11 protein-coding genes are annotated in these 14968 nt (G+C 30.6%); 4 read left to right on the top strand and 7 right to left on the bottom strand.

What is annotated here, in order from left to right; genetic code table 11:
- Positions 1–411: aminopeptidase (locus BN350_RS18565; RefSeq protein WP_044600138.1), on the top strand; the 411-nt coding region annotated here is incomplete at its 5' end.
- Positions 412–489: 78 nt separating this feature from the next.
- A complete protein-coding gene (locus BN350_RS05485) occupies positions 490–2679 on the top strand; it encodes a GGDEF domain-containing protein (RefSeq protein ID WP_028042689.1) in 2190 nt (729 codons plus the stop codon).
- Between the two features lie 3 nt (positions 2680–2682).
- Here the strand turns inward: BN350_RS05485 and BN350_RS05480 are convergent, their stop codons facing one another.
- The 5 genes from BN350_RS05480 to BN350_RS18560 all read right to left on the bottom strand — a co-directional run bounded on the left by BN350_RS05480 (position 2683) and on the right by BN350_RS18560 (position 11331).
- Complete coding sequence (locus BN350_RS05480; protein WP_028042688.1) at positions 2683–3642, bottom strand: alpha/beta hydrolase; 960 nt, start codon at positions 3640–3642, stop codon at positions 2683–2685.
- Positions 3643–3724: 82 nt separating this feature from the next.
- Positions 3725–5290, bottom strand: a complete 1566-nt coding sequence (locus BN350_RS05475; protein WP_028042687.1) for an ABC transporter permease/substrate-binding protein — start codon at positions 5288–5290, stop codon at positions 3725–3727.
- A complete protein-coding gene (locus BN350_RS05470; protein WP_028042686.1) occupies positions 5290–6411 on the bottom strand; it encodes an ABC transporter ATP-binding protein in 1122 nt (373 codons plus the stop codon). Before BN350_RS05470 ends, BN350_RS05475 begins: the two co-directional genes overlap by 1 nt.
- Positions 6412–6578: 167 nt before the next feature.
- Positions 6579–10799, bottom strand: a complete 4221-nt coding sequence (locus BN350_RS05465) for a 2-hydroxyacyl-CoA dehydratase (protein ID WP_028042685.1) — start codon at positions 10797–10799, stop codon at positions 6579–6581.
- A 76-nt stretch (positions 10800–10875) separates the two neighbouring features.
- Entirely contained in the window at positions 10876–11331 is a 456-nt protein-coding gene (locus tag BN350_RS18560; RefSeq protein ID WP_044600137.1) for a MarR family winged helix-turn-helix transcriptional regulator, read from the bottom strand.
- 147 nt (positions 11332–11478) lie between these two features.
- Here BN350_RS18560 and BN350_RS05455 point away from each other — a divergent pair, with 147 nt between their 5' ends.
- On the top strand, positions 11479–12780 hold the full coding sequence (locus BN350_RS05455) for an amidohydrolase (RefSeq protein WP_028042684.1): 1302 nt from the start codon (positions 11479–11481) through the stop codon (positions 12778–12780).
- A gap of 85 nt (positions 12781–12865) precedes the next feature.
- On the top strand, positions 12866–13228 hold the full coding sequence (locus BN350_RS05450) for a PDDEXK nuclease domain-containing protein (RefSeq protein ID WP_028042683.1): 363 nt from the start codon (positions 12866–12868) through the stop codon (positions 13226–13228).
- Positions 13229–13385: 157 nt separating this feature from the next.
- Here BN350_RS05450 and BN350_RS18555 read toward each other — a convergent pair whose 3' ends face one another.
- Both BN350_RS18555 and BN350_RS05440 read right to left on the bottom strand, forming a co-directional pair.
- A complete protein-coding gene (locus tag BN350_RS18555; protein ID WP_044600136.1) occupies positions 13386–14612 on the bottom strand; it encodes a DEAD/DEAH box helicase in 1227 nt (408 codons plus the stop codon).
- Positions 14613–14691: 79 nt separating this feature from the next.
- Positions 14692–14968: diguanylate cyclase (locus tag BN350_RS05440; RefSeq protein ID WP_147573533.1), on the bottom strand; the 277-nt coding region annotated here is incomplete at its 5' end.

The raw sequence follows: 14968 nt of genomic DNA, 5'->3' as shown, positions 1-14968 counted from the left end.
AAACCAAAACATAACATTATCTTAGTCATCTCTACTTATGAAGAAGTTGGTCATGGCAGCAGTTATGTCAATGAACAAATAGATGAATTGATTGCTGTGGATATGGGATGTATTGGTTTGGATCTTTCTTGCAGTGAATATGATGTCAGTATTTGTGCAAAAGATGGAAGTGGTCCCTATGATTATGAAATGACATCTTGCCTAATTCAATTAGCAAAAGATAATCATTTACAGTATGCAGTTGATATATATCCATTCTATAGCAGTGATGTTTCTGCTGCTTTAAAAGGTGGACAGAATATTAAAGGAGCATTGATTGGACCAGGTGTAGGAGCATCCCATGGCATGGAAAGAACTCACATTCAAGCAGTTGAAAATACATTAAAACTTATCTTAGCCTATATTAACTAACTCTTTTGAAAGAAAGAGTTTTTATTACGTGCTTTTCTTATAATAATTCTATATAATAGAAGAAAGTGTGGTGATAACATGAAAAATCCTTTAATGAGAAGATCAATCATTGTTGCAATGATTTTATTGTTATGTTTTGGATTTTTTTCGACAGTGTATACAAACTATCTTTCACGTAATTTATATGATGAAACAAATCAATTCTTAACAGATACAACAATTCAAACAGCACTTGCTGTAAAAAATAAAATGAATGAAAATATCACTCAATTACAAACAATAGCATTGATGGTTCATGAAACAGAAATTAGTAAAAATGATTTATTAGATTATTTAAATCAGTTAGCACTTAAAAATGGAGAAAAGAGATTTGGTATTGCTAATATTCAAGGTGATGTCATAACTTCTGATCAACAAGATTTTAATATATCAAATCGTCAATATTTTCAGGATTCTCTAAAAGGAAAAAGTGTTATTTCTCAACCTATGACTGATTATGTTGATGGAAAGTCTATAAATGTTTGTTCTGTCCCTGTTTATGATCAAAACAATCAAGTGACAGCTGTTTTATTCGCTACCTTCTCTACTGATAAATTATCTTACATTTTATCTTCTGCAACATATAATGATGTCGGTTATTCTTTTATATTTAATGAGAAGGGAGAAATTCTTCTTTCTTCAACATTAAATCCAGAACTTCAGGATATTAATGACATTAGTCAAGGAAGCCTTCAGAATATTGATGTTCATGGAAACGGATTGTTTACGTTTACTGGTGAAAATCAAACACAAAATTATTTAATTTATGCAAATGTTGAGGATTCTGATTGGCTTGTTGCTTCTGTTTTCCCACAAGAAGCGGCAACTGGTAAAGTTCAAAAGTTTATTAAAATAGCATTTACAACTTGGCTAATGATTGGTTGTGGCAGTGCATTATTAATATCATATATTTATTTTATTCAGCGTAAGAATAAAATGCAAATTACAAAATTAGCCTATATAGACCCTATTACAGAACATGATAATTTTAATAAGTTTATTGAAGACTGTCAGAAAAATCATCATCTGTCTCAATATGTTCTTGTTAATTGTGATATTAAAGGATTTAAATGGTTTAATGAAATTTATGGTGAAGAAATTGCTAATAAGTTATTAAAAACAGTTATTCATTGTATGAAGAGTCGGTGTCAATCTGATGAACTATATTGTCGTCAAGAAGCTGATCATTTCATTTTATTATTAAGAGAAGAGAATCATGAAGATTTAAAAATACGTCTATTGAATTTAGCACATTATATAAGAAGTCAATTCTTAAATAAACAAATAACATCTCAATATTATTTTTATTTTAGTTTATTTGAAATTGATAATGATGATATTGATATCCATGTTGCATTTAAAAAGACACAGTATGTAAAAAAAGAACTCAAAGAATTATCTAAAGATGATGTTATCTTTTATCAGGAATCTTTCTTTCAAGAAGGTTTATATGCTCAACAAATAGAAAAAGAGTTTCAAGATTCTTTGTACAATGAACATTTTCAAGTTTATATTCAACCTAAAGTTGAATTAGATACTGGAACAGTTAATTGTGGAGAAGCATTAGTCAGATGGATTCATCCTGAACATGGCATTATTTCACCTGGTTCTTTTATACCTATTTATGAAAAGAATGGTATGTTAGAGATTCTAGATGCTTATGTTTTTGAAAAAGTTTTACAAAAGTTAGCTTATTGGAAAGAACATTATCATCAAGAGATATCTATCTCTATTAATGTATCAAGAACTTATTTATTTAATGAAGGATATCTTGATCAATTTATTGAGTTAATTGAAGCTTATTCTATCCATCCTGAACAAATTGAAATTGAAATCACAGAAACAACGGCATTAAATCATAAAGAGGAATTGATCATTATTTTAAAGAAATTAAAAAAACATCATCTACGTATTTCATTAGATGATTTTGGCAGTGGTTATTCTTCATTAAATATGTTAAAAGATTTTCCTATTGATGTTGTGAAAATTGATCAGGAGTTCTTTAGAACAAATGCATATACTCATAATCGTAGTCATATCATTATTGAAGAAGTCATTGAATTATGTCATAAATTAAATATTATTGTTGTCGCTGAAGGTGTTGAAAATGTTGAACAAAAAGATTTCTTAATTAAACATCATTGTGATTATATTCAAGGTTACTACTACTATAAGCCAATGCCAATCAATGAATTTGAGAAATTATTTGTAAAAGAAACTGATGAGTAATCATCAGTTTCTTATTTTTGTATTAATAAATTCAAACACTTTATTCCAATATTCTTCAGGATTATAATCTTTTGATTCTGCATGTCCCGCTTTTTCTACAACATATATATCCTTAACACTTTCAGTCGCATCATAATTTTGATAAACCATATCAGTGGGCACAAAATCATCTTTACCTCCATGTATAAATAATATCGGTTGTTTAGATTTCTTTAACTGCTCTATGCTTGAAGCCTTTTTAAAATTATATCCTGCTTTTAATTGTCCAACTAAATTAGAAATATCTAAAATTGGAAATGCCGGTAATGAGAATCGTTTATCAAGTTCACTGGCAAAGATATCCCATACACTTGTATATCCGCAATCTTCTACATATCCAATCACATGGTCAAGATTATCGCCAGCAGTCATCATCACAGTTGCACCACCCATAGATACACCATGAAGTATAATCTGTGCTTGTGAATCTCGACTCACTATCCAATCTACCCAACAGGCTATATCATCTTTATCGAGCCAACCCATACCTATATAATCTCCATCGCTTGTCCCATGTGCACGATTATTTGGCAACAATACATTATACCCCTCTTCGTAATACTTTGCCCCATAGGACATCATATTTGTATTATCAGATTTATATCCATGAATAAGAATAGTCCATAGATGATTATCATCATGCATTAGATATTGTCCATTTAAACGTATATCATCAACAGAAGAGATAATCATTGATTTTGTTTTCTTCATAAAATCTTTTCCAATAATGACTTCTCTTTGTCTATTATCACTTATTATTTTCTGATCATCTGATGTACTTTCAATTTTATTATTCACTTCCCTCTGATCAGAATGACTTGTTGGCGATAGTGCATAACCAACAAAATATGTTCCTATCCCATATCCAATACTCAATACTAAAGAGAATATAATAAATCCAATAATAAACCCCTTTTTCTTCATACTCGCAACCCCTTTATTTCCCTCATTTTATATAAAACCAAACTATTAATCAAGAAAAAAATAACAATAGCAGGATTTCCTGCTATTGTTGTATTAAGTTATTTTCGATTAAGAAATCTTTTGCTACATCCATTGATTTCATTTTTAACTCATCAACCTTATAATTCAACTCTACCATCACTTCTTCATTTAAATAGTTCTGCAATTGATTAATAATAGGAATAATCTCTGGATATTCATCCTGAATTCTTTCATTAGTAACTGGAATAGCATGATATGGCAAGAAGAATGACTGATCATCTTTTAAGACTTTTAAATCAAATTTCTTCAATAAACCATCTGTTGAATAAGCATCAATCACATCACATTCATGACTATCTAAAGCTGTATATCTTGGTGAACCATCAATAGGTACAATCTTATTAAATTGAATTGGATATGCCTTTTGAAGTCCTAACCAGCAATCTTTTCTTTCCATAAATGTAAGAGTTGGGGAGAAATTAAGTTGCTGAGATACTTTACATAAGTCACTAATTGTTTCAATGTTATATTTCTTTGCAGTATTTTTATCCATAGCTAGAGTATACGTATTATTAAAACCTAATGAATCTAATACTGTTAACTGATATTGAGATTTAAATTCTTTTTTAACAGTACGATAAACTTCATCAACATCACTATTAGGTTCAAGTCCTAAAATACTTCCATATATTGTTCCTGTATAATCAATATACATATCAATATCTCCACCTCTAATGGCATCCAATACAATCGAACTAGATCCTAATGATAGTGCTTGTTCAACCTCAATATCACTATTTCCTTCAATCAAATACTTTAACATGTAATTCAAAGTTTCCTGCTCAGAAAAATCCATGCTACCTATTTTTATTTTTTTAGTTCCTGTTTTATTTCCCATATTCGTATACACAAAACTTCCAGCTAATCCGACACAAGTTAAAATAATAATAACTTTATCCATAATATTTTTAAATTGTGATCTTGGCTTAGTTAATTGGAAACTCTTCGGTGTAACAAGTCTTTCTAATATAGAGAAGATATAATCAATAAGAAGAGCTAATATACAAGCTGGAATAGCTCCTGCTAAAATCTGATCAGTATTCGTTGTACGAATTCCTGCATAAACGAGATATCCCAAACCTCCAGCTCCAATAAATGCTGCTAATGTCATTAATCCAACTGAACTAACCGCACTAATTCTAACCCCTGCCATAATGACTGGAGCCGCTAATGGGATCTGTACTTTATATAAGACCTGTAATCTCGTTAAACCAATTCCTTTGGCAGCTTCTAATGTCTCTTGATTAATACTATCTAACCCTGCAACAGTATTCTTAATAATGGGTAATAGTGAATATAAAATAACCATGACAATAGCTGGTTTTGTTCCAATTCCAAGCAAAGGAATCATAAACCCTAATAATGCCATAGAAGGAATGGCTTGTATTAAATTTGCGATAGCCATAACTGGTTTTTTAGAAGGTTTAAAATAAGTAATCAAAATACCTAAAGGAACTCCTATCACTATAGATATCAATATAGCCATTATTGTTAACTGTACATGTTCAACAAACAAGCCTAATATAATAGAAAAGTTCTGGATAAAATAATCAATAAATTCACTCATTATTCTCCCTCACTTTCATCATATTTCTTAGATAAAGTCGTTACCAAAGTACTCTTCGTAATCAATCCAACTAATTTTTGATCATCTACAACAGGAATTGTATACTTATCATTTTCTCTTGCAATATTCAAAACATCAACAATAGAATCATCTGGCTGAACAGTAATACAGTTCGTCTTCATAACCTCATCAACTCTTTTACCTTTATTAGCGTCATTTGCTGCTTGTGCAGCATCAATAATTCCCATAAATGTATGTTTTTTATCAACAACCATCAAGCTATCAACACGATAATTGAACATAATGTTTAAAGCTTTTATACATTTTAATGAATAAGGACAGACTATTGGTTCATCAATCATAATATCCTTAGCCTTAATCAATTCTGGAGAATCCCAAATTCGTTTCTTCCCAACAAAATTTAAAACAAAATCATTTGCTGGATTCTTTAAAATCTGTTCAGGTGTATCAAACTGCTGAATTTTACCATCATTCATAATACAAATACAATCAGATAACTTAATCGCCTCTGCCATATCATGAGTTACAAAGACAATCGTCTTTTGAATATTATTTTGTAAACTTAATAACTCATCCTGTAATTGATTCCTTGTAATAGGATCTAAAGCACTAAATGGTTCATCCATTAAAATAATATCTGGTTCACTTGCAAATGCTCTTGCAACACCTACTCTTTGTTGTTGCCCACCACTCATTTGAATAGGATATTTATCTAAAAACTCATCTACATCTAAACCAACCATATTCATAACATCTTTAACTTTTTGTAAAAGATGTTTATCTTTCTTGTTTTTTAATTTTGGAATAAGTTCTATATTTTCTCTGACTGTCATATGAGGAAATAAACCAGTTTGTTGAATAACATAACCAATATTCCTCCTAAGTTCAATCTCATTTTCTAAACTAATATCTTGACCATTAACAATGATTTTACCACTTGTTGGTTTAATTAAGCGATTAATCATTTTTAAAGCAGTTGTTTTACCACAACCACTAGGCCCAATGATACATATAAATTCACCATCATTGATGGTTAAAGAGATATCTTCTAAAACATGTTTATCTTTGAATGATTTATATACATGCTGAAATTCTATCATATTATCATATCCTTTCCTTTTTTATTGTACACCTATAATGTGACTCTTTTGTGAATTATTAAACATAATGTGAATTACTTTTATCAGTATAACACATTTTTTTCATTTTGTCATAAATGAAAAAGTCCTCTAAAATCATCATATGACTCTAAAGAACTTCTTTATACTTATTGATTAATATTTTTAAATGCTGTTGAGAGCATCAATTTAATTCTATTTAACTGATTAACTTCACTTGCTCCAGGGTCATAATCCACAGCAACAATATTACTTTCAGGATATCTTTTACGTAATGCTTTAATCACACCTTTACCTGTTACATGATTTGGTAGGCATGCAAAAGGTTGCATACAAACAATATTAGGTGCTCCAGACTCTATCAATTCAATCATTTCACCAGTTAAGAACCAGCCTTCGCCTGTCATATTACCCATTGAAACAATTTCTGTTGCTTTCTTTGCAATTTGATCAATAGGTTTAGGAGCATCAAAACGTTTTGATGCTTTTAATGCTTTAATCATATCTTTACGTAAATAATCTACAAACTTAATCGCAGTATTACATAAAATAACAGATGATTTCTTAACATCAAAATGTTCATGTTCATACCATGTATTGTAGAAACAATACTGGAAGAAATCTATTAAATCTGGCATCACTGCTTCACCGCCCTCAGATTCAATAATCTCTACAATCTGATTATTAGCAGTTGGATGAAACTTAACAAGAATTTCACCAACAAGACCAACTCTTGGTTTTTGAATATCTAATAATGGTAATTCATCGAAATCTTTAACAATCTGATATACATTCTTTTTAAATTCTTTCATATTTCCATTTTTAACATTTTCCTGACACTTTTTAACCCATGATTGATAAAGCTTATTAGCTGAACCAGGAACAAGTTCATAAGGTCTAACACGATAGAGAACACGCATGAATAAATCTCCATACATTGCACCAATCACAACTTTTTTAGCTAAATGATATGTAATTTTAAATCCTGGATTGTTTTCTAAGCCAGATAAGTTAGCTGATATAACAGGAATCTGTTCCATTCCAGCATCTTTTAATGCTTTTCTAATAAATGCTATGTAATTGGTTGCTCGACATCCTCCACCAGTTTGCGAAATCATCAAAGCGACTTTATTTAAATCATATTGCCCACTATTTAATGCATTCATCATTTGTCCAGTCACTAAGATACTTGGATAACAAGCATCATTATTCACATATTTCAATCCTTGTTCAACCGCATCTTTATCTACTGAAGGCAAGACAACAAAGTTATATCCTTCTGAATTCATAGCTGTTTCTACAAATTGAAAATGTAATGGAGACATTTGTGGACAAAGGATAGTATAGCGGTCTTCTTTCATTTGTTTAGTGAAAGGTACTTTGATTTGTTCATATTTTTGTGAAAGATCAATAATATCCTCTTTCTTTTCTAAGGTTGCTTTTAAAGAACGGATACGAATACGTATAGCTCCTAAATTACTCCCTTCATCTATCTTAATTAGTGTATATATTTTATTTCTTGCTTTTAATATTTCTGCTACCTGATCTGCAGTGACTGCATCTAAACCACAACCAAATGAAGTTAACTGAATGAGTTGTAAATTCTTTTGAGACGAAACAAAAGAAGCTGCTTTATATAAACGAGAATGATATGTCCATTGATCAACAACTCTTAATTTTAAATGTTCCTGATCCAAATAACAAACACTATCTTCACTCAACACAACAAAACCTTCGCTTGTGATTAAATCCGGAATTCCATGATTAATTTCTGGATCAATATGATAGGGACGCCCTGCTAATACAATACCTTTAAGATGATGATCCTCTATATATTGCATAGCACGTTTTCCTTCTTCACGTATATCTTGTTGACAATGCTGTAATTCAGCATATGCTTTATCTATAGCATTATGCAATTCCTGATCAGACAAGTGAAATTCCTTGAGTTCTTCTTTTAAAACATTGAATAATGTTTTAGGATTATTTAATGAAATAAATGGATTTTTAAATTTTATATCTCTTTGTTCAATATTATCTACGTTATTCTTAATCACTTCTGGATAAGATGCAACAACAGGACAATTATAATGATTTCCTGCATCCTCATTTTCTAATCGCTCATAAGCAACTGAAGGATAAAAAATAAACTGAATGCCCTTTTCTATTAAATTCTCAATATGTCCATGGGTAATCTTTGCAGGATAACAAGCACTCTCACTTGGTATTGATTCTATACCCTTTTCATAAATAACCTTTGAAGAACGCGCAGATAAAACAACTCTAAATTTTAGTTCTGTAAAGAACGTATGCCAAAATGGATAATTTTCATACATATTTAATGCTCTAGGAATCCCTACAACCCCTCTTAAAGCATCTTGCTCAGCTAAAGAACGATAATTGAATACACGACGATACTTATAATCAAAAAGGTTAGGTAATGTCTTAGACTTTAATGGTAAATTAGCACCACGTTCACACCTATTTCCACTAATAAACTCTCTGCCATCATTAAATGAAGTCACTGTCAGCATACAATTATTTGTACATTTCCCACAATTCTTCATAGTATTTTCATATGTTAAATTTTCTAATTCAGCTAATGTTAAAAGCGTAGAACCACTTCCATCATCTTTTTCCATGGCTAAACGTGCCATCCCATAAGCCCCCATCAAACCAGCAATATCAGGACGAATGACTTCCATATCAGCCTCTTTTTCAAAAGCCCTTAAAACAGCTTCATTATAGAAAGTTCCGCCTTGTACAACAACATTCTTACCAATTTGATCTTTACTACGTAATTTAATGACTTTATATAAAGCATTCTTAATAACCGAATAAGACAACCCAGCTGATATATCAGCTAAAGAGGCACCTTCTTTTTGCGCTTGTTTGACTTTAGAATTCATAAAGACAGTACAACGACTTCCTAAATCTAACGGATGCTGAGATGTTAAGGCTAATTCAGCAAACTCATCAATCTGATAACCTAAAGAATGAGCAAATGTCTCTAAGAAAGACCCACAACCTGATGAACAGGCTTCATTTAAAGTAATATCCTGAATAACATTATCTCTAATCGTGATAGCTTTCATATCCTGACCACCAATATCTAATATAAAATCAACATCAGGTTGAAAATATTTAGCAGCAGTATAATGTGCAATTGTTTCTACTTCACCGATATCCACTTTTAAAGCTGCTTTGATTAATGCTTCACCATAACCTGTAACACCTGCTTTTTTGATTTCACAGCCATCAGGTATTAAAGCATAAACTTCTTTCATAATTCTTATAATCAAATCTAATGGATTTCCTTCATTAGAATTATAGAAAGAATATAAAATTGATCCTTCGTTATCTATGAGTATCACCTTTGATGTTGTTGAACCAACATCAATACCTAAATAAATATCTCCCTGATATTTATTTATATTTCTTTTCTTTGTCATAGCTTGCATATGACGTTCTCTAAATCCTCTTAATTCATCATTGTTATGAAATAATGGTTCTAATGTATGTGTTGCTTCATTTCCTTGATTCTTTAATGCTTTTAAATGAGCAATTAATTCAGATAATAAAATATCTTCTTTAACCTCTTTCGCATTTAAACATGCCCCCATAGCAACAAACAATTGAGAATTATCTGGAAAGATAATTTCATCATTACTTAAATTTAATGTTTCAATAAATCGCTGACGCAATTGATCCAAGAAATATAATGGTCCACCAAGAAAAGCAACCTTACCCTTAATAGGTTTTCCACAAGCTAATCCACTAATTGTTTGATTAACAACCGCTTGAAAAATAGAAACTGCAATATCTTCTTTTTTGGCTCCTTCATTGATGAGTGGCTGAATATCTGTTTTTGCAAATACACCACATCGTGATGCAATTGGATAAATACGTTGATAGTTTTTCGCAAGATCATTTAAACCTGATGCATCTGTTTGAAGAAGAGTTGCCATCTGATCAATAAATGCTCCTGTACCACCTGCACAAGTTCCATTCATACGTTGTTCTAAAGAACCTTCAAAATAAGTAATTTTAGCATCTTCTCCACCTAATTCAATGGCAACATCAGTTTGAGGGATATATGTTTCTATTGTTTTTGTACAAGCAATAACCTCTTGAACAAACTTTATATTTAATGATTCAGATATGGATAGACCACCTGATCCAGTAATAACTGGATGGACTTTCATATCTGGATACTGTTTTTCTATTTCATTTAATAGAGTTAAAATTGTATTTCTCACATCTGAATTATGTCTGACATAACGAGAATATAAACAAATATCATCTTCATCTGTTAAATATGCTTTTACTGTCGTAGAACCGACATCTATACCTAAATAATATTGACTCATAATATCTCTCCTTCAATAAATACCACCGTTTTATTATAAATGACTTTACAAATATTAACGAAATATGACAATAATTTCAATCATTGTGATTAAAAACTTCTTCATCACAATTCTCTACAATATTAGATATCTTCTGTAAAATCCTTACATATTCCTTTGCATCATACTCTCCTAACTGAGATAACACTTTACTCATCTTTAAAATAATTTCTTGACGATGTTCTTCACCATATCTTCTACCCTTATCAGTAATATAAACTTGTATCTTCCGCTTATCTAATGGATCAGCAACTCTTTGAATAAATCCTTTTTTAGATAAACTATTTAATACAGCTGCAACTCTCGAAGTATTCACATCAAACTTCTGACTAATTTCATACGCATTGGCACCATTATTCTCATCATTCAAATAAAGCAATACACCAATTTCACCCTTTGCTATATCAGAAACATGACGATAAACAATATTTCCTGTTCGCTGATTAAGTAATACACATTCAATAACTTTCTTTGCACATTCTTGATAATCCATTTTTATTACCTCACACTATGAGCATTTTATACAACTTATTCAATTTTGTCAATCAAATTGTGATTTTGTCGAATTATAGAAAAAGCAACGATTAGAATTGATGTTAGATTTTTTACTTGATACAATAGATATAAGGAGTGAAATCATATGTATCAAAAAATAAAAGAACTATCTACACAATATTATCAAGATACTATTCATATCAGGAGAGATCTTCATAAATATGCTGAAAGAGGATGGCTAGAAACAAGAACAGCTTGTCTTATTGCGACAACTTTAGAAGAATTAGGATATCAAGTGCTTGCTGGAGAAGACATCATGATAAAAGAAGCTCGTATGGGCTTACCGCCTGATACTGTCTTACACCTTAATTATCGTCGTGCTCAACGTGAAGATGCGAATCCAAAATATCTAGAAAAAGTCAAAATGGGAATGACTGCAGTCGCTGGTATATTAAAGAATGGTGAAGGACCAACAGTTGCTTTAAGATTTGATATTGATGCTTTAGGTTTAATTGAAGAGTCTTCTAAAAATCATTATCCTTTTGCTAATCAGTTCTCATCTGTGCATATTGGTGCCATGCATGCCTGTGGGCATGATGGACATACTGCGATTGGGTTAACAACTGCACGTATATTAATGGATATGAAGGAGCATATCCACGGAACTATAAAACTTATCTTTCAGCCTGCTGAAGAAGGTGTAAGAGGTGCAAAATGTATTGCAGAAAGTGGTTTTCTTGATGATGTTGATTACCTCTTAGCTGCTCATATTATGCCATCTAGTTCAAATAAATATGATTTGTATTTTGGTATGAATGAATCATTTGCAACTACGAAATTAGATGTTGTTTATCATGGTGTATCGACTCATGCTGCTGAATCGCCACAGTTTGGTAAAAATGCTTTATTATCGGCAGCAACTTGTATTATGAACTTACATTCTATTCCACGTAATAGTAGTGGTGAAACACGTGTTAATGTTGGAACTGTTCATGCCGGAACTGGCCGAAATGTTGTGCCTGAAACAGCCAAGTTAGAAATAGAAGTTCGTGGAACATCTACGGAAGTCAATCGATATATGGAAATCTATGCAAGAGATATTATTAATGCATCAGCATTGATGCATGATACTGTTGTTGAAATAGAGGAAATGGGGAAAGCATATGCCCTTAACTGTAGTGAAGATTTCATGAATCAAATTCGCAAAATCTGTGAAGAATATATGCCTGATTTAAAATTACCAAAGAAAAATTTGAGTCCATTAGGTGGTAGTGATGATTTTTCTTATATGATGGAACGTGTTCAAGCTCATGGTGGACAAGCAACTTACATGAAATTATTAACACCTATCGTCTCTTCACCGCATAATGACTCATTCGATTTTAATGAAAAAGTCCTAGAAAAAGGACCAAGGATATTTGCAAGTATTGTTTATGCGTTACAATAACATTCTTTTTTGATTGAACAAGGATATCTTAGACATCCTTCTGTATTTATGTAGCTATTATACTAACTGCTTTTATAGTATTCATATGTTCACACACATAACACAAGACAGGAATGTTGAATATATTATTGATTTGGTTAACTATTATTTAAAATGTTTTGTGCTTGTTGATTTGAAAACAGAGAAAATATCACATCAAGATGTAAGACAAATGGATATGTATGTAAGAATGTATGATGAACTCAAGCGTACAGAAGGAGATAATCCTACGATTGGTATTATTTTATGTTCTGATACAAATGAAGACATTGCTCATTATTCTATATTAAAAGGGAATGAACAGTTATTTGCAAGTAAATATAAACTGTATTTACCTAGCGAAGAAGAATTAAGAGCTGAAATCGAATCACAAAAGATGATATTTGAATTCAACATCATGAATAATTAAAAACGAATTCGATTATAAATGCAAGTAGAAAAAAAACTGACATAGTTCTTAATACTATTATCCAATGCATAACATTATATTACAAAAATCACAACGAATTAATGTGTTATAGAAATATAAAGCATCCATATACCTATTATATATGGATGCTTTATATTTATTTTCTTTTTGTATAACGTCGTTGTGGACGTTTTTTTGGTTTATTTTGATTTGGTTTTGATCCTTTTTTTACAGGTTGACTTAAATCTTCCATTGGATAGTAAGGATTATCGCAAACATCGATTTCTTGTTTAATAAACTTCTGAACATCTTTTAGTTCAGACATTTCCTGATAACAACATAATGTAATAGCATCACCATTTGCTCCAGCTCTTGCTGTTCTACCAATACGATGAACATAATTCTCTGGTTGATCTGGTAAATCAAAATTTACAACATGTGTTAAGTTTTCAATATCTATTCCTCTTGCTGCAATATCAGTTGCAACTAATATTCTAGCTTTATCTTCTTTAAAATCATTTAATGCTCTAACTCTAGCATTTTGTGATTTATCCCCATGAATAGCAACTGTTGGTATTCCATGTTTATTTAATTTCTTACTTAATGTATCAGCATTACGTTTTGTTCTCACAAATACTATTGCATTATATATCTGTGGATTCTCTAATAATTTCATTAATAATTTTGCTTTATTTGCTTTATCTACAAAATATAAAGACTGATGGATTTTATCTACTGTCATATTTCCAGAACTTACCATAACTCTTACTGGATTATTTAATATTTCATCAACAAGATGTTCTATTTCTTTTGGTAATGTAGCAGAAAACATCATAGTCTGACGTTTCTTAGGTAAATACTTAATAATCTTACGAACATCTTTGATAAACCCCATATCTAACATACGATCAGCTTCATCTAAAACAAGATATTCTACATGTTTTAAATCTAAAAGACCTTGTTGATATAAATCATTAAATCTACCTGGTGTTGCTATTAAAACATCAATACCTCTATTAATCTTATTCACTTGACTTGATTGTCCTACACCACCAAATACAACTGCTGATTTTAAATTAACAAATGGTCTCATCATTTCAAATGTTTCATTAATTTGAATAGCTAATTCTCTTGTTGGAGCAAGAATTAATGCTTTAATTGTTCTTGGATATTTATCTGTTTCATCACGTAAATATAACATCTGTAATATAGGTAATGCAAATGCAGCAGTCTTACCTGTTCCTGTTTTTGCACATCCAAATAAATCTTTACCATCTAATAAAACAGGAATTGCTTTTTCCTGAATTGGAGATGCTTCTTTATAATTGAATTGATTGACTGCTTCAATTAATGGTTCTATTAATTTTAATTCACTAAATTTCATTGACTTCCTCTTTTCTTCATATCTGACCTAGTATAACACACAATTCCAAAAATAAACAATACTTTTAAAAAAACATGGATTATTCCATGTCTTTTCGTATTATATGATAACCATTCTTATTCATATGCTTAATAGCATATAAAGCTTCATCAGCCAATTTCATTGCTTCTTCAAAAGAATAATCACATCCCTTAAAATAAAGTGCTCCTACACTCGCAGAAACATGAGCATTTTCATCATTCTTATCCTGAGACATCTCGTCAACAAATTGTTTAATTTTCTCTTCTAATACATCATAATCAATATCCATTAATAATAAAGAAAACTCATCTCCACCAAATCTAGAAATATATGCA

The sequence above is a fragment of the Candidatus Stoquefichus massiliensis AP9 genome, assembly GCF_000455285.1.
Taxonomy (GTDB): domain Bacteria; phylum Bacillota_I; class Bacilli_A; order Erysipelotrichales; family Coprobacillaceae; genus Stoquefichus; species Stoquefichus massiliensis.
This window is presented reverse-complemented; position numbering and strand designations above follow the sequence as displayed.

Coding starts and splice junctions, on each gene's coding strand:
- BN350_RS05485 (WP_028042689.1), top strand. CDS start 490: ATGAAAAATCCTTTAATGAGAAGATCAATCATTGTTGCAATGATTTTA.
- BN350_RS05480 (WP_028042688.1), bottom strand. CDS start 3,642: ATGAAGAAAAAGGGGTTTATTATTGGATTTATTATATTCTCTTTAGTA.
- BN350_RS05475 (WP_028042687.1), bottom strand. CDS start 5,290: ATGAGTGAATTTATTGATTATTTTATCCAGAACTTTTCTATTATATTA.
- BN350_RS05470 (WP_028042686.1), bottom strand. CDS start 6,411: ATGATAGAATTTCAGCATGTATATAAATCATTCAAAGATAAACATGTT.
- BN350_RS05465 (WP_028042685.1), bottom strand. CDS start 10,799: ATGAGTCAATATTATTTAGGTATAGATGTCGGTTCTACGACAGTAAAA.
- BN350_RS18560 (WP_044600137.1), bottom strand. CDS start 11,331: ATGGATTATCAAGAATGTGCAAAGAAAGTTATTGAATGTGTATTACTT.
- BN350_RS05455 (WP_028042684.1), top strand. CDS start 11,479: ATGTATCAAAAAATAAAAGAACTATCTACACAATATTATCAAGATACT.
- BN350_RS05450 (WP_028042683.1), top strand. CDS start 12,866: ATGTTCACACACATAACACAAGACAGGAATGTTGAATATATTATTGAT.
- BN350_RS18555 (WP_044600136.1), bottom strand. CDS start 14,612: ATGAAATTTAGTGAATTAAAATTAATAGAACCATTAATTGAAGCAGTC.